Origin of the sequence: Streptomyces sp. NPDC058284, assembly GCF_042881135.1 — a bacterium.
In the GTDB taxonomy this organism is placed as follows: domain Bacteria; phylum Actinomycetota; class Actinomycetes; order Streptomycetales; family Streptomycetaceae; genus Streptomyces.
This window is the reverse complement of sequence record NZ_JBHVYE010000023.1, coordinates 57,083-77,773: the sequence shown is the minus strand read 5'-3', so window position 1 is coordinate 77,773 and position 20,691 is coordinate 57,083. Positions and strand designations below refer to the sequence as shown.

General features: G+C 74.1%; 10 protein-coding genes. 1 reads left to right on the top strand and 9 read right to left on the bottom strand.

The genetic code is table 11. The features are described 5' to 3' along the window. Window positions 1-3: 3 nt before the first annotated feature. The 3 genes from ACFVYR_RS27790 to ACFVYR_RS27780 all read right to left on the bottom strand — a co-directional run bounded on the left by ACFVYR_RS27790 (window position 4) and on the right by ACFVYR_RS27780 (window position 6,756). Window positions 4-1,665, bottom strand: a complete 1,662-nt coding sequence (locus ACFVYR_RS27790; RefSeq protein ID WP_384255041.1) for a glycosyltransferase family 2 protein — start codon at window positions 1,663-1,665, stop codon at window positions 4-6. Between the two features lie 79 nt (window positions 1,666-1,744). Further along, the gene (locus tag ACFVYR_RS27785; protein WP_384255039.1) at window positions 1,745-3,259 is read right to left on the bottom strand and encodes a hypothetical protein; all 1,515 of its coding nucleotides are present in this window, start codon (window positions 3,257-3,259) and stop codon (window positions 1,745-1,747) included. After that, the gene (locus tag ACFVYR_RS27780) at window positions 3,256-6,756 is read right to left on the bottom strand and encodes a CDP-glycerol glycerophosphotransferase family protein (protein ID WP_384255037.1); all 3,501 of its coding nucleotides are present in this window, start codon (window positions 6,754-6,756) and stop codon (window positions 3,256-3,258) included. The genes ACFVYR_RS27785 and ACFVYR_RS27780 overlap by 4 nt, the downstream gene beginning before the upstream one ends. A gap of 148 nt (window positions 6,757-6,904) precedes the next feature. On the opposite strand from ACFVYR_RS27780, the gene ACFVYR_RS27775 reads away from it, so the two are divergent. Next, the gene (locus ACFVYR_RS27775) at window positions 6,905-9,034 is read left to right on the top strand and encodes a CDP-glycerol glycerophosphotransferase family protein (protein ID WP_384255034.1); all 2,130 of its coding nucleotides are present in this window, start codon (window positions 6,905-6,907) and stop codon (window positions 9,032-9,034) included. Here ACFVYR_RS27775 and ACFVYR_RS27770 read toward each other — a convergent pair. From ACFVYR_RS27770 to ACFVYR_RS27745, 6 genes are all read right to left on the bottom strand, one after another. After that, window positions 9,010-11,838, bottom strand: a complete 2,829-nt coding sequence (locus tag ACFVYR_RS27770; protein WP_384255032.1) for a stealth conserved region 3 domain-containing protein — start codon at window positions 11,836-11,838, stop codon at window positions 9,010-9,012. The two genes, ACFVYR_RS27775 and ACFVYR_RS27770, sit on opposite strands and share 25 nt — an antisense overlap. After that, window positions 11,835-12,818: a hypothetical protein gene (locus ACFVYR_RS27765; protein WP_384255030.1), complete on the bottom strand. Its 984-nt coding sequence runs from the start codon at window positions 12,816-12,818 to the stop codon at window positions 11,835-11,837. Before ACFVYR_RS27765 ends, ACFVYR_RS27770 begins: the two co-directional genes overlap by 4 nt. A 230-nt stretch (window positions 12,819-13,048) precedes the next feature. After that, window positions 13,049-13,930 carry a carbohydrate ABC transporter permease gene (locus ACFVYR_RS27760; protein ID WP_384255027.1) on the bottom strand — a complete coding sequence of 294 codons (882 nt, stop codon included), beginning with the start codon at window positions 13,928-13,930 and terminating at the stop codon, window positions 13,049-13,051. Next, window positions 13,927-15,276, bottom strand: coding sequence for a carbohydrate ABC transporter permease (locus ACFVYR_RS27755; protein WP_384255025.1), 1,350 nt, complete (start codon window positions 15,274-15,276; stop codon window positions 13,927-13,929). The genes ACFVYR_RS27760 and ACFVYR_RS27755 overlap by 4 nt, the downstream gene beginning before the upstream one ends. Before the next feature lie 4 nt (window positions 15,277-15,280). Beyond that, a complete protein-coding gene (locus ACFVYR_RS27750) occupies window positions 15,281-16,675 on the bottom strand; it encodes an ABC transporter substrate-binding protein (RefSeq protein ID WP_384255023.1) in 1,395 nt (464 codons plus the stop codon). Window positions 16,676-16,842: 167 nt separating this feature from the next. Next, window positions 16,843-20,274, bottom strand: a complete 3,432-nt coding sequence (locus ACFVYR_RS27745) for an FHA domain-containing protein (protein WP_384255020.1) — start codon at window positions 20,272-20,274, stop codon at window positions 16,843-16,845. Window positions 20,275-20,691 lie beyond the last annotated feature (417 nt).

Below are 20,691 nucleotides of genomic sequence, written 5' to 3'. Positions count from 1 at the left end.
GTGTCAACGGCCCCCGACGGCGCCCCGCACGGAGCGGGCGAGCCGGGCGACGCGCCGTTTCGCGACGCCGGCCACCCCCCGCACGCCGGGCGCGAGCCGCACCGAGAGGTTCCCGGCCTGGGTGGCGTACGGCTGGACGAGCAGGATGCCGCGCCGCCTGCTCGGCACCACCGTGCGGCGCAGCAGCCCGGGCCCTGAGACGGCGTTCGCGGTCGTGTCGCGCGTCGTCCCGTCGTCGAAGTGCAGCCGCAGGCGTATGTCCCACACCCCGTCGGCCAGTGACCCGAGGTCGAGCAGGGCCGTGGCCGTCCAGGTCTCGCCCGGCTTCTCGGGGGTGAAGGCCGCCGTCCTGCGCAGTCCCGGCTGGCCGCCGTTGCGGGGCACGAGCTCGACGTCGACGGTGGCCGGGCCCGCGTCCGCGACGCGCCCGTACAGCTCGCGCAGCCGCAGGGTCAGCCGCGAGCCGCCCGCGGCCGGGCGCAGCTCGCCGTCGACCGCGATGGGCAGCAGGCGCACGGGGCGGACGAGCAGGTGCTCCAGGGTGACCTGGGGGAGGTCGTCCGCCCAGACGGGCGTGGTGTCGGCCGCCCTCGCGTACGGCGGGGACAGCCGCGCGGGGCGCGCCGCCACCTGCTTGAGGCGGGCCAGGTCGCGCGGCTCCTCGGAGGCGAGCAGGACGCGGGCGATGACGCGGCCCGGTGCGGGCGCCGCGTCGAGGTCGGCGTCGTCGAACGTCGCCAGGTAGGCACGGGTGAGGGCCCACCACTCGCGCTGGTACTCCTTGCCGCGCGAGGTGAGTTCGCGGGTGTACATGCGCAGGCCGTGTTCGAGGAACTTGGCGCGGGCCGCCCGCGCGAGCCGCTTGCCGCCGGTGCCGCGCGCGTCCCGCAGGATCTCCACGGACTGGCGGTGCGCCTCCATGCGGGCCTGCCAGTTGGCGATCCCCGAGCGGTCCAGGGAGATCGACAGTTTGGCGGCGGCGCGGCGCACATGCCAGACGTAGACGGTGTCGGGGACGAGCGCGATGCGCGGGGCGGCGGCCAGTATGCGCGCGGTGAAGACGAAGTCCTCGTAGACGAAGCGGCCTTCGGGGAAGCGGATGCCGTGCTCGCGCAGGAAGTCCGTGCGGTAGAGCTTGTTGACGCAGAGCGTGTCGTGGACAAGCCGGGTGCGCAGCTCGGGGCGGGCGACGAGCCGCGCCTTGGTGTAGAGCTCGGGCTGCCAGGGCACCTCGCGGCCCGACGGCAGCTCGCGGCGCACGCACAGCCCGGCGGCGACCTCGCTGCCGTGCCGGTGCGCGGCGGCGAGCAGCGCGCCGACCGCGCCGGGCGGCAGCACGTCGTCGCTGTCGAGGAACATCAGGTACGGCGCGGCGGCGGCGTCGATGCCGTCGTTGCGTGGCGTGCCGCAGCCGCCGCTGTTGGTCTCCCGGCGGATCACGCGGACGCGGGGGTCGGTGTCGGCGAGCGCGGCCAGGACCGCGACGCTGTCGTCCGTCGAGCAGTCGTCGACGGCGATCACCTCCCGGACCGCGGGTCCTTGGCGCAGCGCGGAGCGCACGGCGTCCGCGACGTGGGCGGCGTCGTTGTAGCCGATCACGACGACGGAGACCTGGCCGCGGGAGGCCTGGTTCTGGGCGGACGGTTGGGGCAGGGTGCGTTCCACAGTGGAAATTTTAGATGCTGCTCGTAATTATCCGATTAAGGGGGTTTTCGTGGGCGGGGCATGCCCGGCGCCGGCCCTCTCAATGTGCGGACGTCACCCGTGCGAGTACTTCCCCGGTATGCGGACTCCAGTCCACGATCACCGCTTCCGGTGGCGCCTTCTGCTGGGGGGTGAGCAGCAGCCACCGCACGTCGTAGCGGCGGACGATCGCGGCGCGTTCGGCGCGCGTGGAGCCGGGGGCGAGGTAGGCGCGCACGGCCGCGAGGCGGCGGTTGCGGACGGCCTCGTCGAGGGAGGCGTCGGGCCAGGCGGGCGCGAGGAGGTTGGCGCCGTAGCCGGGCACGGAGCGGGTGGGGCGGTAGCCGTCGGTCAGGACGACGTCGCCCCGGCGCATGTGGCCGACGGCCCACTCGTAGCCCGGCCAGCGCGGTGGCTGGTCGAAGCCGACGGGGTCGAGGGCGCGCGGCACGACGGCGCCCGCCTGGATCTGGAAGAACCCGACGCAGGCGCCGAGCGCGGCGGCCCCCGCGAGCGCGCCGCGCCGCCAGCCCCAGGGGCGGGGCGCCGCGAGCTCGATGGCCAGGGCGAACTGGAGGGGCACGAGGGTCAGGCCGAGGATGCGGCCGTACGTGTAGTGGCCGCTGACCCAGCCGTACGCGACGACCAGGCACTCCAGGGCGAACATCAGGACCAGCGGATCCCTGCGGTCCCGGCGCAGGCGCAGCCACAGGGCGGGCAGGCCGAGCAGCGCCAGCCAGAAGCGCTGCGGCATCTCCGTGTACAGCTGGCGGTGGATCCAGTCCACAGACGCGTCCCCGACCAGGGAGAAGACGCTGTAGTACGGCCAGAGCGCCGCAACCACCGCCGCGGTGGCGGCCGTTGCCGGCCAGGCCCACACCAGGCGGCCCGACGCCGCGAACGCGACGACGCCGAGCACCGCCGCCACCGACGAGATGGGGTGGACGAGCAGGATGAGACCGCACAGGGCGCCGAGCCCCGCGTACGGCCACCAGCCGGGCCGCGCGGCCCGGGCCAGCGATCCCGCCCACGCCCAGGCCCAGAACGCCAGGCCGATCGCGAAGGTCGAGGGGTAGCCGAGGTTCCCCGTCATCGACATCAGACCCAGATAGCCGCTCCACCACGCCATCCGGGTGCCCCACAGCAGCACCATCGCGGCCAGTGCGAGGACCGGGGCCCACGGGCGCGGCGTCAGGACGCGGACGAAGCGGCCGATGCCGGTGAGCAGGACGAGCAGGTTCAGCGGTCCTGAGACCTTCACGACCTCCCAGCCCGCGAGGCCCGTGACCTTGGCGAACACCCCCTGCGCCACGGCGTACGGCGAGTAGTACGCGCTGCCGCGGCCCGGCAGGTCGGCCATCGGGTGGGCCGGGTGGAGCAGGTTCTCCTTCAGGCGCTCGACGACGGCCGCGTGCTGGCCGAAGTCGCAGCACATCGGGACCCGCCAGAACGCCAGCGACATCACCAGCCAGAAGAGACCGCCGAGGACGAGGTAGGGGCTCGGGCGGCGGCGCGACCCGCCGCCCAGCGCCGTCGCGCCGTGGCAGGCCCGGCGCGTCAGCAGCGCGCCGCTCACCGCATCAGCCTCTGTGCCACCCGGGCCGCCGCCCCGCCGTCGTCCAGGTCGCAGTACGACTCGCGGAACGCCGCGTACGCCTCCGCGTGCCGGGCCGCGATCGCGTCCAGGTCGCGAAGCGCCTCGACGACCTCGCCGGTGGAGGCGAGCAGCGGGCCCGGGGCGTGCGTCTCGAAGTCGAGGTAGAAGCCGCGCACCGTGTCGCGGTAGTGCTCCAGGTCATAGGCGTGGAAGAGCATCGGGCGCCCGGTGTGCGCGAAGTCGAACATCAGCGAGGAGTAGTCCGTGACCAGCACGTCGGCCAGGAGCAGGAGTTCCGCGGCCCGCGGGTAGGCGCTCACGTCGCGCACGAAGGGGGCGCGGGCGCCCGGCAGCCTGCCCGCCGTCAGCGGGTGCTTGCGCACGAGCAGCACGTGGTCGTCGCCGAGCACGGACTCGACCGCGCGGAAGTCGAGCGCGGGCTCGTAGCGGAACCGGCCGGGGGAGTACGCGAGGTGGTCGCGGTACGTCGGCGCGTACAGCACGATCCGCTTGTCCGGCGCGATGTCGAGTTCGCGGCGGACCCGGTCGGCGACCTTCTGGCGGTCCTCGGCGAACAGCACGTCGTTGCGGGGCGAGCCCGCTTCGAGGACCTCGCCGTCGTAGGCGAGGGCGCGCCCCAGGTGGGGGGTGGAGAAGCGGTTGGGCGAGACGAGCACGTCCCACTGGCGGGAGAGCCTCGGCAGCGCGTCGAGGTGGCCGTGGTCGGCGTAGAGGGTGTCGGTCAGGTCGGTGCCGATGCGCTTGAGCGGGGCGCCGTGCCAGGTCTGGACGACGGTCTGGCCCGCGCGGCGCTCGAAGAAGTCCGGCAGGTGGCCCGCGGTGACGATGCGGCGGCAGCGGGCCAGCGCCTCGTACCAGTCGGCGCTGTGCTCCTCGACGCCCCGCGCGCCGGCCGGGACCGGGGTCTGCTGGTCGTGCGTGACCCACAGGTGCTCGACGGCGGCGCCGCGCCGCACCAGCTCCTCGTGGACGGCGCGCGGCGAGTCCCCGTCGAAGTAGAGGACGGCGTCGGTCAGGGGCAGCGTGCGGCGGCTCGGGTAGTGGACGGTGCGCAGCCGGTGCTGCCGGTAGGCGCCGCGCTCGGAGCGCGCGAGCACCGACCCCGCGGTGACGAGCAGCCGGTCGCCGAACCGCCGGTCGACGGTGAACTCCCGGCCCTCCACGGTCCGGTGGAGGGGCAGCCGCACGGACTCGGCGGCGAGCAGCCGTACGGGCATCCCGTCCTCGGCGCGCCCCGCCGCGCCCTCGGGGACCCCGGCCGTCTCCCGCAGGAACGCGTACCAGCGACCCTCGCGCAGCGCCCCGCCGCCCGGCGCGATCACCGCGCGGAACCGGCCGCCGTCCAGGGTGGCCGGTGCCACGAGCTCCTCGTCGCGGCTGCTGTGCCGCAGCACCAGCTCGGGCCCGGCCCAGCTCGCCGCCGCCATCGAGCCCTCCACGGTCAGCGTGCCGTCATCGCCCCAGGAGACCCGGTCGGCGATCGGCTGCCGGGTCAGCTCGACGACGAGGGCGCCCCGGTCGTTGGCGGTGGCGCACAGCTCCCGGCCCGCGCCCGACGCGTACCGTCCCGGCGGCAAGTCGAGCGCGGCGGCCAGGGGGACCGGGGTGCCGTCGGGCAGGACGAGGGCCGCCTGCCAGCGGTCGCCGTGCGGCGGCTCGACCTCCTTGGGCGCCAGATGCGGGGTGGGCGCCACGGCCTCCAGGTCGCCGAGGCGTACGCGGACCTCGAAGCGGTCGCCCGCGACCCGTACCGGACAGTCGAACTCCGTCTCCGAGGGCGCGTGGGTCAGGCGCAGCAGCGAGGGGCGCGCACGGCGGGGCAGCGCGCCGGAGAGCACCACGTCGTCGCCGTCGCGCCGGTGGGCGTCCACGCGCGCCGTGTACTCCTGGACGCGCAGCACGAGCCGGCCCTTGCTGTAGCCGAGGACGAGCCGCAGCCCCTCGCCGAGCTCCCGCACCACGGACTGCGCGGACGCCCCCTCCGCGGCGCGCAAGGCCGCCCGCCGCACCGTGCCGCGGCCCGCGACGACCACGCCGAACAGCCAGTTCCCCGGCGCCCAGCGCCCGCCGGTCCTGAGCTGCTCGGGGTCGACGGTCATCTCGAAGCCGGACAGGTCGTAGCAGTGCAGCCGCTGCCGGGACTCCTCGGTGGCCCGGGGCGCGGCGACCGTCCGCGTCGGCACGCGGCGGACGTGCCGTCTGCTGTGCGCCGACTTGAGCAGGCCCGCCTTGACGGAGTGTCCCGGCCTGCTCGCCCCCAGGTTGCGCACGTACGCGTACCCGCTGATGTGCAGCTTCCCGTCGGCGCCCCACCGCGCCTCGCTCACCCGCGCCACGACGGGCAGGTCGTCCCGCCCCAGGCGCGCCAGCTTCTCCGGTACCCGGCCCACCCCCGGGTACGCGGCGCTGCGCCGCACCTTCCCGCGGACGTGGAAGGCCGTGCCGTTGGTCCGCTCGAAGGTGAGCAGTTCGATGAGTTCGGCGGTGCGCGACTCGCGGACGAGCTGCCATTTGACGCGCAGGTCGACGGGGAGCCCGGTGAGCACGTCCGGATCGGCGCGGCGCAGGAACGCGGCGGTGTCCGTCATGAACGCGGCGCGGTACTCGGGGCCGCCCATCGGCAGCCCTTCGAGGAAGTACACGAAGTCGTCGCGCAGGCAGGAGGCGTCGTACGTCTTCTTCATCTCCGGCGCGTGCTCGGCGAGGAAGGCGCTGACGTGCGCGCAGGCCGCGATCCGGTCGCGCACGCCCTTGACGTCGGTGCGCCGCCGGGTGATCGACCCCTCGCGGACCCGCCAGTAGTAGACGTGGTCACTGAGCACGTCCACGGACCCGGCGAGGAAGTGCGCCGGGATCATCACCGGGGTGTCCTCGTAGAGCTTGCCCTCGGGGAAGGTGAAGCGGTGCCGGTCCCAGAATGAGCGGCGGAACACCTTGTTCCAGGCGACGCGGTCGGAGAGCAGGTCCAGGTCGCGCCCGATGTGGGTGCGGGCGCGCGGCTCGGTGAGCCACTTGTACTGCCAGGCCTGGGAGCGGCCGCGTTCGGTGAGCCGCCAGACGTTGCCGCTCGCGAAGTCGGAGCCGGTCTGGTCCAGGCTCGCGATCATCCGCTCGTAGGCGTCGTGCGGTACGAGGTCGTCGCTGTCGACGAAGGTCAGGTACTCGGCGGTGGGGGAGGCCTTGCGGACCCCGGTGTTGCGGGCGGCGCTCAGTCCGGCGTTGCGCTGGCGGACGTAGACGAAACGGGGGTCCCTGGCGGCGAACTCACGGGCGATGCGCGGGCTGCCGTCCGTCGAGCCGTCGTCGACGAGGATGCACTCGAGGCCGCCCCGCGCCCCGGGCCCGCCGAGCAGTCCCGGCCCGTCCACGGTCTGCCCTGCGATCGACTCCAGGCACTCCTGAAGAAACTCCTCGACGTTGTAGATGGGTACGACGACGCTGAGACGGGGCTGCACCAGGGACCAGCCTTTCGTGGGGATAACGGCATATTCGTCCCCCTTGCCCGCTCGCGGCTCCCCACGGTCACACTCCTGGCCCCCGACCACCCCAAAGAGTGACGAACGGTCTTCGACAGGCGGTGTCCCGCTGGCTACGGTCGGCTCCATGACGCGCTTCTCGGTTGTCGTCCCCGTCCACCGCGTCCAGGGGTATCTGCGCGCATGCCTGGACTCCGTGCTGACCCAGTCCTTCGGCGACCTCGAACTGATCGTCGTCGACGACGCGTCACCCGACGCCAGCGGCGCCATCGCCGCGGAGTACGCCGAACGCGACCCGCGCACCCGGCTCGTCCGCCTCCCCGACCGGGCCGGCCCAGGACCCGCCCGCACCCTCGGCGCGGGCCGCGCCACCGGCGACCACCTCCTCTTCCTCGACGGCGACGACCTGCTCCTGCCCGGCGCCCTCGAAGCCGTCGACGCCGCGCTCTCGGCGGCGGGCGAGCCGGACGTCCTGCTCTGCGCCCACGAGCGCGTCGACTGGTGGGAGAACGTCCGCCCCGGCGGCGACGACCTCACGGGTGACCCGCTGGCCGCCACCCCCGCCGCCTGGAACCGCTTCTTCCGGCGCGGCTTCTGGCAGGAGCACGAACTCGCCTTCTCCGACGGCCCGTACGAGGACGTGGTGCCGGTCCAGAGCGCCACCCTGCGCGCGGGCGAGCGCCTCGCCGTCCTCGACCGGCCCTGCGTGCGCTGGCGCGAGCGGCGCGCGGGAGGCTTCGCCAAGACGCCGGGCAGGGCGCACTTCGCCCTCGTCGAGCGGTACGAGCAGCTGCTCGTCGCCGCGAGCCCCGAGGAGCGCGCCCGGCTCCTGCCGCACGCCGTCGCCCACCTGCTCACCGTCCTCGACGACCCCGGCCGGATCGCGCAGGGCGACCGGCGCGACTTCTTCGACGCGGCCTCCCGGCTGCACGGCGCGTACGGGGCAGGCGCGTACGGGACGGCGGGCGCCGCGCCCCCCACCCCCGGGGCCAGAGCGCTCGCCGCGGGGTCGTACGGCGCGTACGAACGGCTGCGGAAGGCCGGGGCGCGGCGGCTGCGCGTCGCCCGGCAGCTGAAGCGGCAGAAGAAGAAGCTGCGGACCCGGGCCATGCGCGCCGCCTACCGCGGCGACCTGCGCCGCTCCCTCGACCCGCACCTCGCGGTCTACGGCGCCTACTGGAACCGCGGCGTCTCCTGCAACCCGGCCGCGATCCACGCCAAGGCCCGCGAACTCGTCCCGCACATCCGGGGCGTGTGGGTGGTCTCAAGCCGCAACAGGCACCGGGTGCCGCCCGGCATCGAGTACGTCGTCGAGGGCTCCCGGCGCTACTGGCAGACGATGGCCACGGCCACCTACCTCGTCAACAACTCCAGCTTCCCCGGCGGCTTCACCAAGCGCCCCGGCCAGGTCTACCTCCAGACCCACCACGGCACCCCGCTGAAGACGATGGGCCTCGACCAGCGCCGCTACCCGGCAGGCACGCACGGCATCAGCTTCCAGAAGGTCCTCGACCACACCGACCAGTGGGACTTCAGCCTCTCCGCCAACCCGCACTCCACGGAGGTCTGGGAGCGCGTCTACCCGTCCCTGGCGTACGAGTCCCTGGAGGCCGGCTACCCGCGCAACGACGTGTACTTCTCGGCCGGCGAGGAGGACGTGCTGCGCGTCCGCGAGCAACTGGGCGTCGAGAACAGGCGGACCGTCCTCCTGTACGCGCCCACCCACCGCGACTACCAGAAGGGCTTCCTGCCCCGCCTGGACCTCAGGCGCTTCGCCGAGCGGCTCGGCCCCTCGTACGCCGTGCTCGTGCGCGCCCACTACTTCTACGGCGCCGACGCGGGCCTGGAGAGCCACCCGCAGCTCGTCGACGTCACCGGCCACCCGCACATCGAGGAGCTGTGCCTGGCCGCCGACGCGCTCGTCACGGACTACTCGTCGCTGATGTTCGACTACGCCTGCCTGGACCGCCCGATCGTCACCTACGCCCCCGACTGGCAGGCCTACCGCCTCGCCCGCGGCACCTACTTCGACCTGCTCTCCGGGCGGCCCGGCGAGACACCGGGAGCGGTCGCCACCACCGAGGAGGAGCTCGCCGCGCTGTTCCGGCTCGGCGGCTGGGACACGCCGGAGACCACCCGGCTCCGGTCGGCGTTCCGGGCGCGCTTCTGCCCCTACGACGACGGGAGGGCCGCCGAACGCGTGGTCCGGCGGCTCTTCATGGGCGGCGGCGCTCAGCTCCCCGAACGCGCCTCGTAGGGCGAGCGCACCGGGAAGTACGCCGTGAGGAACGACCGGATGGCGAGCGCCATCTCCTCGTCGGGCACGCCCCCGTCGGGGGACTCCCCGATGCAGAACGCGGTCCTGTCCCGGTTCTGCAGCAGCCGCCCGAGCCGCGCGTGGTCGGCGCGGTCCCCGATGTCCACGAAGTCGTAGGCAACCGTCCCCGGCACGGCGCGGCCACTGAGGTACGCGTAGTGCTGGTACAGCGAGGAGACGAGCGCGATGTCGCTCCGGGAGCGGAAGCGGCTGCGGGCCGTCGCCGCCAGCTCCTGCGGGAAGCGCTCGGTGATCTCCCGCAGGACGCTGCGGCGCAGCGCGTACGGCACGTGGAAGAAGCTGTGCGTCGTCGTCCTGCCGAACGCGCCGCGCAGCAGCTCGCGGTTGTTCTTCGCCGCCGCGAGATACCCCTCGTCGGCCTCCGAGACAGCCGGCGCGGGCACCGACGCCGACGACCAGAAGAACCGGGCGAGGCCGTTGCTGAGGAAGAAGGTGTCCGGGGCGGTGGGGCGGCCGAGGAACATGTCGTCGTTGAAGTAGAGGAAGTGCTCCGAGAGCCCCTCGATGCGGTGCAGTTGGGACTCGATGGAGTGCGAGTTGAAGGTCGGCAGGCACGCGTCGGGGTCGGCGAACAGGTCGCGGTGGTCGACGACCGTCAGGCCCGGGTGGTCCCGGTCGAGCCAGGGCGGGACCTGGCCCGCCGTGACGAGGTACACGTGCCGGACCCACGGCGCGTACATCGCGAGCGAGCGCAGCGAGAAGCGCAGCTCGTCGCGGTTGCGGAAGCGCACCGCGCCGTTGTCGGCCGACGGGTCGCCGCCGCCGCGCGTCGCGTCACGCAGGGCGCGCCACTCGGGGTCGGAGTCGTCGACCCAGGTGTAGACCGCGTCGATGGGGAAGTCGACGTCCTTGACCAGGAGTTCGGTGAACACGTCGAGGGTCGGGTAGGAGCGGTCGGCCACCCGTAGCGTCGCCGTCGGCGTGAGCGAGGGCAGTTCGGCGCCCGCGAGCGTCGAGCCGAAGGGGACGCGGCAGGAGCCCTCGAGCGTACGCGTCCAGAACGCCACCGTGCAGGCGAGGCCCGCGCCGTGCCGCAGGGACAGGGTGGTCGTGGTGACCGGCTTGAAGACCTTGACGCCCGCCACCTCGCCGATGGAGTCGAGGCGCTCGGCGAGCACGGTGCCGGGCGGCGCGTCCCGCGGGTTGACCAGCTCGGCGTAGACGGGCCTGCCGCGCAGCGCCCCGGCAAGGGCCTTCAGGGCGCGGTCCCGGTCGTCCTCGGCCACGGCCAGGGTGTGGGCGGCCCCGCCGGAGGTGCGGACGAGCACGTAGGGCACGTCCTGCGACTCCAGGGCGGCCGCGGTGAGCTCCAGGTTCCAGTCGGCCATCCGCGGGGCGAGGATGTCGTCGCGCCGCTCGGCGAGCCGGCCCACCGAGCGGATGAGGCGGCCCGTGGTGTCGGCGGCGAGGATCTCCTCCTCGCGGGCGTGCTCGGCCGCGCCGGCCGCGGCGTCGAAGGTGTGCGGGGCGGTGGGCCGGAAGCCGCTGCCGCCGGACGCGACGCCGAGCGCCACCCGGTCCGCACGCCCGCGCAGCCGCTCGGGCCGCTCGCGCTCCGCCACGAGCCGCGTGTACAGCTCCTCCCAGCGCGCGGTGACGTCCGCCGAGGAGAAGCGGGCGTAGACGCCCTCGCGGGCCGCGCGGGCGTACTCCCGCCGCAGCGCGGCGTCCCCCATCAGCTCGTCCATGGCGCGCGCGAGTTCCATGACCTGGCCCGGCGGCACCAGCAGCCCGTCGACGCGGTGCCGCACGATCTCGGCGGGGCCCGTCAGCACGTCGTACGCGACGACGGGCACCCCGGCGGCGAGCGCTTCGAGGAGCACCAGCGGGAACGCCTCGTTGTGGCCCGCGGTCATCAGGCTGAGCCCTGCCTTGGCCCACTCCGCTGCCATGTCCTGGCAGGGTCCGAGGAGTTCGACCCGGTCGTGCAGGCCGAATCCGTCGACCAGGCGGCGCAGGTGCCGCTCGCGGTGGCCGCCGCCGAAGATCCGCAGCGTCCAGTCCGGGTGCGCGTCGGCGACCTGGGCGAAGGCGCGCACGGCGTGGTCGACGCGCTTCTCGCCGGTCAGCCGGGCCGCCATGACGATGACCTTGCCCTCGCCGTCCGCGCGCGGCCGGAAGCCGTCGGGCACCGAGTTCGGGATGACGGCCAGCTCGGGGGCGGTGTCGCCGAGGGACTCCGCGATCCAGTCGCGGGTGCGCTCGGTCAGCGTGACCAGGGCGTCCAGGCGCGGCGCGTGCAGCAGCAGCGGTTCGCCCGACGGGCCGCGCCGCTGGGTGGGGCGGTGCTCCTGGTGGACGGTGACGACCCGCGCGGGCACCAGCGCCACGGCGGCGGCGAGCAGCGCGGGCGTGGTGGTGACGAGGACGTCGGTGTCGAGCGTGCCGAGCGCTGCGGTCATCTCGACGTCCGAGAGCCGGTCGAAGGCGTCCTCCCAGGCGGGCTTGATCAGCTCGCTGGGCAGCGCGGCGAGCGTGCGGCAGGCGGCGTCGTCCAACCCGCTCTCGCGCACCGGCCGTTCGGGGCTCGCGGTGCGGTCCACGAGGTGCCGTACGGGCAGCTCGCGCGCCTCGGCGAAGAACGGCTCGGCGCGCGTCCTGAAGACGGAGACGACCTCGACCTCGATGCCGGGACGGTCCGCGAGGTGGCGTGCCTGGGTGTACGTGGCGAGCTCCGTGCCGCCCATCTCGTCGCCCCAGCCGAGCAGGTACGTGATCTTCATGAGCTCTCCTCCGTGACGGCGGTGATGTCCCAGCAGGTGACCGCGAAGGCGCCGGACGCGGTGAAGTGGGCGTGGGCGCGGACGAGGGCGCCGCCGGGCAGCGCGTAGAGGCGGAAGGGGGTGGGGTAGGCCGCCGACGGGTCGCGTACGTCGGAGAGCCACCGTCCGAGGGGGAGCGGGCCGATCCTGAAGTCCCACACCCACTGCCCCGCCCCCGCCCCGGCCATCGCCCCCAGCGGCACCCGCAGCGTGAACTCCCGCCCACGCCACCCCACTTCCGCCGGTACGACGAGCCCGTCCCGCCGCCGCACGGCCGCCGCCCGGCCACCCGCGGGGGCGCCCGCGACGAGCCGCCCGTGCACGGTGATGCCGTCCCCGGACGGCACGAACCGCACCAGCTCCGCGCGCGGCCGGGACCGGGTCGCCTGCAGCACGGCCCGCCCGGTGCGGCTGCGCACGACCCGCACGAGCGTGCCGGTCAGCGGGTCGGGGGCGTGCGGCGCGGTCGGCGTCGCCGGCGGCGCCCCGGCCTCGGCGGTCGCGAGCCCGTGCCGCCGTACGCGCCCGTCGGCGCCCCGCGCCTCGACGGTGAGCCGCCACACGCCGTCCCGCATGCCGCGCAGGGTCGCGGTGGCGGTCAGGAGCGGGGCGGCGCCGGTGTGCCGCTCGTGGGCGAGGGGGACGGCGATCCTGCGGTGGCCGCGGGAGATCAGCAGCCGGGCACGCCCCGGACCTGCGAGGACGGCGCCCGCCGGGACCGCGAGGTTCAGCGTGCGGCTGTCGCGGAGGGAGAGGTGCACGGGGGGCAGCAGCGGCATGGGCCGCCCGGCGCCGTCCGCCGCGGCGCCGCCACGCACCCGCCCCGCCACGGCCCGCTCCAGCCGGAACCGCGAAGTCCGCGCGGCGGCGCGCAGGCGCCGGACGAGGGAGGACGGCGGTGGTCCGGGTCGGCCGGGCGGAGTGAACCACATCTGGTGCATCTGTCCACTGTCACCGGATATGCCCCGGACCTCTCGCGCAGCTACGCCAGCCGTGGCCTGGGCGGGGGCGCCTCGGCCGACGGCGCGGCGGCCGACCTGTCGGCCGGTCGGACCCGCGGCCCCGGGGCACAGGTCGCCATGTGGTCCTCGGCGGCGCCGCGGACCGAAGGCCCGCCCCGCTCACCGAGGACCACATGGCGTACGACGCGCCGCGCCGAGCGCTCACCTGCCTACTTCACCGCGCCCGCCATCACGCCGGACACGAACTGCCGCTGGAACGCGAAGAACACGGCCAGCGGGATCACCATCGAGATGAAGGCGCCGGGCGCCAGGATCTGCACGTTGTCGCCGAAGAACCGCACCTGCTGCTGGAGTGCGACCGTGATCGGCGGGTGCTGCGAGTCGGCGAAGATCAGGGCGATCAGCATGTCGTTCCAGACCCACAGGAACTGGAAGATGCCGAGCGAGGCGATCGCCGGCGCGCCGAGCGGCAGCACGACGCGCAGGAACAGCCGCAGTTCGCCCGCGCCGTCGAGGCGGGCCGCCTCCAGGAGTTCGCGCGGGATCTCCGCGAAGAAGTTCCGCAGGAGGAAGATCGCGAACGGCAGCCCGAAGGCCACATGGAAGACGACCACGCCGATCGTGGTCTCGAAGATCCCGATCTCGCCGAACAGCTTGGAGATCGGCACCAGCGCCACCTGCACCGGGACGACGAGCAGGCCGACCACGCCGATGAACCACCAGTCGCGGCCCGGGAACTCCATCCACGCGAAGGCGTACCCGGCGAGCGCGCCGATGACCACGACGAGCAGCGTCGCCGGGACGGTGATCATGACGCTGGACAGGATCGAGTCGGTGATCGTCTCGTCCTTGAGGAGGTTGGAGTAGTTGTCCAGCGTCATCTGCGACGGCGCGCTGAAGACCTTCCACCAGCCGCTCTCGCTCATGTCGGCGGGCGTCCGCAGCGAGCCGATCAGCAGGCCGATCGTCGGCACCAGCCAGAACAGCCCGACCAGTACGAGGAAGACCCGCAGCGCGGTGCCGCCGAGAGCCGAGGCGATACGGCCGCCCACGGACTGCCTGGCTTTCACGATCTCCGTAGGGGCCGTCATCGCTGTGCCTCCCGCCGCATCCGCCGGATATTGAACAACATGACGGGAATCACGAGCAGGAAGAGGAGTACGGCGATGGCGCTCGCCACGCCGGGATCACGGTCGCCGAACGCCGAGTTGTACAGCTGGACCGCGAGGACGTTGGCCTCGTCCTTCGACGAGCCCGGCGGGATCACGTAGACCAGGTCGAAGATCTTCAGGACGTTGATCATGAGCGTGACCATGACCACCGCGAGGACCGGCGCGAGCAGCGGTACCGTCACACGGCGGAACACCTGCCACTCGTTGGCGCCGTCCACGCGCGCCGCCTCCAGGAGTTCACGCGGCACGCTCGCGAGGCCCGCCGCGATCAGGACCATCGCGAACCCCGCCCACATCCACAGATACGAACCGATGATCGCGGGTGTGATCAGGCTCGGGCCGAGCCATTCCACACCGTTGTACGCCTCGCGGAAGTTCGACTCAGGGAAGCGGAGGCGCGCCCCGTCCGCCTCCTTGGGCAGCGCGAAGGTGCCGTCGGCCGACGCCTCCGTGGACGCCACCACGTCGCCGTTCTTCACGGCCTCGATCTTGATGCCCGAGTAGCCGATCTCGGCGGGGTCGGGGGCGTTGGGCCTGCCCCGGCCCTTGCCGCGCGTGAAGTCCTGCCAGGCCGTGCCGGTGACCTTCGCCGGGTCGGCCCGCGCGGACTTGGCGGCCTTCGCGCCGCCCGGCATCTCGTTCGGCGGCACACCCGTCAGCGGCAGCACCACCGGCGTGCCCGCCCGCACCGGCTCCTTGGTGATGAAGGCGCCGCCGCCCGCCGACTTCAGCGGCGACTTCATGCCGGGATGCGCCTGCGGGAACGCCGACGACTCGGCGAACGTGTCGTGCACGCTCACCGCGACGGCGTTGGCCACGCCCCGGTCGGGGTCGGACTCGTACACGAGCCGGAAGATGATGCCCGCGGCCAGCATCGAGATCGCCATCGGCATGAAGATGACGAGCTTGAACGCCGTGCCCCAGCGCACCCGTTCGGTGAGCACGGCGAAGATCAGGCCGAGCGCGGTCGCCACGGTGGGCGCCACGACCAGCCAGATCGCGTTGTTCTTGATGGCGGTCCGTATGCCGTCATCCGTGAACATCGTCCTGTAGTTGCCGAACGCCGTGAAGTCGCCCGACTTGTCGAAGAAGCTGCGGAACAACGAGTACCCGATGGGGTAGAGGACGAGTGCGCCGAGCAGCACCAGGGCAGGCAGCAGGAACAGCACCGCCACGGCCCTGCGGGTGCCGGTCACACTCTTGCGCGATGTCGGGGCCGGGGGCGTCACCGGTTCCGGCGCGCCCCCGGCGTTCGCGGACGACATCGCGTCAGTCCTTGTAGGCCTTGGCGGCGGCCGTCTCGAGCACCTGCTGCGTGCCCGCGACGTTCTTCGGGTCCTTCAGGAAGTCCTGCAGCGCCTTCCACTCGCCCTTGCCCGGCGTACCGCCGAAGGACTGGGGGGCCTGGTCGGACATGTCGAAGCGGATGTCGTCACCGGCCGCGACCAGCGCCTTGGCGATGTTCCGCTGCACCTCGTTCGGGTACGCCGCCATGTCCAGGCTCTTGTTCGGCGAGATGAAACCGCCCGCCTCGGCCCAGATCTTCGCCGAGTCGGGGGAACCGAGGAACGTGAGCAGCGCCTGCGCGCCCTTGCTGTCCTTCAGCGCGACCGCCGCGTCACCGCCCACCACGGCGGGCGACTGGGAGCCGACCGCGGGGAAGGGGAACACCTTGGCGTCCGTGCCCACCTTCGCCTTGGTCTCGGAGATCGCGAGCGAGACCATGTCGCCCTCGAAGACCATGCCCGCCTTGGGCTGGTCGCCGCCGCGGAACGTCTGCTTCACGGACGCGGGGAACTCGGTCTGCAGCGCGCCGTTCGCGCCGCCCGCCACGAAGCCCTTCTTCCCGAAGAGCTCACCGAGTGTGGTCAGCGCCTTCTTGACCGAAGGGTCCGTCCACTTGATCTTGTGCGCGGCCAGCTGGTCGTACTTCTCCGGGCCCGCCTGCGAGAGGTAGACGTTCTCGAACCAGTCGGTGAGCGTCCACGCCTCGGCGCCCGCCACCGATACCGGCGGCACCCCGGAGTCGTAGACGGTCTGGGCGGTCTTCATGAAGTCGTCCCAGGTCTTGGGCGCGCTGACGCCCGCGTTCTCGAAGACCCGCGTGTTGTACCAGACGAGCGACTTGTTGGCCGCCTTGAAGTACACGCCGTACTGCTTGCCGTCGACGGCTCCCAGCTCCTGCCAGCCCTTCGAGTAGTTCTTGTCGAGCTGCTTCTGGGCCTCGGGGCCGACCGGCTTGGCCCACTTGTTCGCCACGGCCTGCTTGATGGCGCCGACCTGCGGCAGCATCGCGACGTCCGGCGGCTGCCCGCCCGCCACCTTCGACTCCAGGAAGCTGATGATGGGATCCTGAGCGGGCACGAAGGAGACCTTGGCGCCCGTCCGCTTCTCGAACTCGTCGAGAACCTTCAGGAACACCTTGCGCTCGGCGCCGCCCCAGACGGCGGACACGGAGATGTTCTCCCCGTCCAGCTTGGGCAGCCGCAGCGCGGTCCCGGTGTCCTTGCCCCCGCCCTTGCCCCCCTTGCCGTTGTCGTCGTTGTCGTCCCCGCCGCACGCGGTGACGGTGAGGGCGAGCGCGCTCGCGACGACGGCCGAAGCGATCCTGGCGGTGGTACGCCGATGTAGCGGTGCCCTGCGTGTACGAAGAGTGCTGCGCATCACTGCCCCGTTCTCTTCCTGGCGAGTCCCGTGCGCTCTGGTCTACGCCCGCGCGGGGAGGGGCGGCAAGATGGCCTGCGGTGTCAACTTGCGTATTGTGATGGCCTTGTGACTGCCCGTCTCCTGTCGTGGGCAGGCGGTGCCGGGGGCGGCACGGGAGGCGTGGCTCACAGGAGTGACGGCACCTGATCTGCGGAGACCGAGCGCGCGGCCCGCTCCAACGCACTGGCGAGCAGCGCCAGATCCGTAGGCCCGTTCCCCAGCTCCCGCACCGGCCGCCGGGCCGGCGGGTCCCCCATCCGCTCCCACTCCAGCGGCACGACCGTGGGACGCAACGTCGCCGTACGCGGGATCCGCCCCGTCACCCGCCCCGCCTGGAACGCGGTGGCCCGCCCGTCCGGCGTACGCAGCTCACCGCGCCCCGGCGCAGGCTCCTCGGGCCCGGACGTCACCGCGTCGAGGACCACCCGCAGCGACGCCCGCTGCCCGAGCTCGGTCTCCCACACCCGCTCGCAGCGCGCCGTCGCCGCCACGAGATGCACCCCGAGCCGCTCGCCGTCCCGCGCCACGGCCTCAAGGGCGCGGACCACGGAACCGGCGGCGGGCCGCCCCGGCGAGCCGAGCGCGGGCGAGAGCAGCGCGTCGAAGTCGTCGACGAGGACCACGAGCCGTGGCAGCGGCGGCCCCGGCTCCACGCGTGGCCGCGCCGCGATGGGCCGCAACCGCATCGTGGAGCTGGGTGGCGGGTCCAGGTCGCCGTCGGACGACTGCGCGGGCACGGAGACGGCACCGGCACCGGGCCCCGCACCGTCCGAAGCACCCGGCCCGGCGGCCCCCGGTCCTGCGCCACCCGGTCCGGCGCCACCCGGTCCCGCGGCACCCGCGGACGACGGGGCCCGCTGCGCCACAAGGCGCCCCGAGACCTCCCGCTGCGTGTGCCACTCGGTGAATCCGAGGCGCCCGAGCAGCTCGGCCCGGCGCTTCAGCTCCGCGGTCAGGGACTGGGCGAACTCCCGCATGCGCACGGGGTCGTTGGTCACGAGGTGCGTGGTGACGTGCGGCAGGTCCGTGCAGACGCCGAGCCCCGTGCCCTGCCGCGCCGCGGCCCCGCCCGCGCCGCCGCCGTCCCGCCCGTCGACGAGCACCATGCCGAGGCGGTCGGGGCGCTCGGCGGCGGCCAGCGATGCGGCGACGGACCGCAGCAGCTCCGTACGGCCGCTGCCCGCGGGGCCCTCGGCGAGCAGATGCGGCCCGTCGGCGGCGAGGTCCGCGACGACGGGCCCGCGCGGGCCCGCGCCGAGCACGGCGAGGGCGCGTCCGCCGAGCGCGTCCGGGTCGTCGGCCGCCGCGGCCCACCGCGCCATGAGGGAGGCGGGGGTGGCCCTGGCGAGCCCCAACTCGTCGAGCAGCCGGGCCGCTTGCGGCAGCGGGGCGGACACACGCGCGCGGCCCTCGCCGGCCGCGCCGTCCGTCCGCAGCGGCGCGAGAGCCCGCGCGAACCGCTCGGCCCAGGCCGCCGACACCGCGTCCAGGGCCGCCACCGTGCCGTGTCCGACGGGGCGCCCGTCCGCCGTCCGCATCAGCCGCAGCGCGGTCGCCACGTCGCCGCTGAGCAGCGCGGCGGCGCCGCACGCGCGAAAGGGCGGCGACACCGAACAGGCCGCCTCGTACGTATCGAGGACCGGCGACGCGGGTGAGGCGGCCACCGTCTCGGCGAGGCACACGACGTGGATCCCGGCCCGCGCGCCCTCGGCGGCGAGCCGGACGGTGGCCTCGCGCAGCGCGGCGGGCCCGGGGTCACCGTCGACGACCACGACCGTACGGGCACCGGCCTCGGGGGTCCGAACGTCAAAGGCACGGTCGTCGGCGATGCGGTCGTCGGCGATACGGTCGTCGAGGCGCCGGATCAGCTCGTCGGTGCGGGCCACCGCCTGGTCGCGGTCGTAGGCGAGGAGGAGGCGGCAGTCCTGGCCGTGGGTGGGCCGCAGATGGGGGAGCCAGCCGAGCCAGGCCCACTCGGCGGTGCGCTCGGCCACGGGGCGCGCCCGGTCCGTGCTGATCAGCACGATCTCCAGGGTGTCGGGGGAGTGCAGCGCGGCGAGCTGGGCGACGACCGCCCTGGCCAGACCCGCCAGCCGGTCCCGGGGCCCGGCGAGGCCCAGCGAGCCCGCCTCCCGCAGGCCGACCGTGACGGGCACGGCGGGCAGCAGTCCGTCGCGGCCGTCGGCGCCGGGCAGGGTCCGGTCGACCGTGCCGAGCCGGACCGCGAGCTCCTCGGGGTGGCCGGGGCCGCGCTCCCAGAGGCGGGGTCCCGGGCCGAGCGCCGTGAGCAGCAGGGCGGCGGGATCCGGCCATGCCTCGGGGGTGCGGGCCGCCGCCGTCACGGCGAGCTCCTCGGGGGAGGGCCCCGCAGGTTCGTGGCCGCCGCCGTCGGTTCCGGGGCCGCCGTCCGCGTACGCCTCGTGCCGGGCCCCGGCCCCGTCGTACGCGTCATGGCCGTCGTACGCGTCGTACGTGTCGTATGCCGTGTCGTCCCGGCCGTCGTCGCGGCCCCCGGTCAGCCGCCGGGCCCAGGCCGAGAGGCCGCCGCGCCTGCGCAGACCGCGCGGAACCGTCGTCCCGCGCGCGGGTGTGCCGAGCCGGGTGCGCTCGGCGTCGGGCGCGCCGCCCTGCTGCGGCACCACGGACGCGTCGGCGCCGTGCGTCCCGCCGTGCGTGCCGTACGCCCCCGGACTTGGCCGGTTCTCGTACGCACCCGGCGAGCCGTACGCCCCATTGCCGCCGCTCGCGCTTCCGTACGCCCCGTCCCTGCCCGTTCCGCCCGCGGCGCCCCAGCCCGCCGAGCCGAACGCGTGGTGGGTGGGTCCGCCCTCCGGCACCCCCGCCGCCTCACCGAGAGTGGGCGGTGTCGTCCCGGCGGGCCTGCGCACGCGCACGTGGCCCTCGCCGTCCGGGGCCGTCGGGAGCGCGCCGCCCGCGCCGGGCGCCGGGCCGCCCCTGCCGTCGGTGAGGCGCAGCGCGGACTCGCCGATCCGCAGCAGGGAGCCGGGGGAGAAGGCGGTGGGGCGGTCGGTGATCTCCCGGCCGTCCACCGATGTGCCGTTCGTCGAGCCCAGGTCGCTGACGGTGACCCGGCCCTCCGGGTCCAGCGTGACCGAGCAGTGCAGCCGGGAGACGTCCGGGTCGTCCAGCGGGACGTCCGCGTCCGCGGAGCGGCCGACCTGGATCCGGCCGCCGTGCAGCAGATGGACACCGCCCGCGTCCGGGCCCGCGACCACGTGCAACTGGGCGGCGGCACCGGCCAGTTCGGGCCCCGGCTCGGCGGGGGCGCCCAGCGAGAGCACCGCTCCGTCGATCAAGGGGGGCTCGCCGAGGGTGCAGCGCTGGGCGTCGAGGCGCTCCGGGCCCGCGTACAGCACGAGGGGGGCCTCGCTGCCCGCCACCGCGGTGGCGAGGCCGGAGGCGACCGCGGCGAGTGCGGTGCCCGCGGGGGCGGTGACCAGGACGTCGCAGACACCGGGGGCCCCGGTCGTCGCCGTGGGGCGGCCTGGCTCGGTCTGGCCGCTGCGCGGCCCGAGGACGGTCAGCCGGATCTGCATCGCCGTCAGCGGTCCCTTCTGCGCTGGGCGCCCGGCACGGGGACACGCGCTGTGATTCCCCCCACCGCACACGGGCACGTCGGCCAGTACTGGAGGCATCCTCGCACCTGCCACTGACAACACGCCCGGCGGCCACCCGTAAGTGATCTTGATTGGTCGGCTCTGCTCGGAAAAGTGCCTGCTTGGACCGTTGCGGATATGTGTGAGAGGGATCCCGGAAAGGTCAATTCGGGACCACTCGGCAACCAAGGGCCACGGGCGCGCGTCTTTCCACCGGACAACGATCCGGAACGTCCCGGAAAGAAATGACCGGACGGAATCCGACCCGTCGGCGCCCTGTTCGGCGGCACTACAGTAGGTCGGAACACCTTCGGACAGACCCCCGGACCGAACCAGCGTCCGGACGGGACCAGCCAG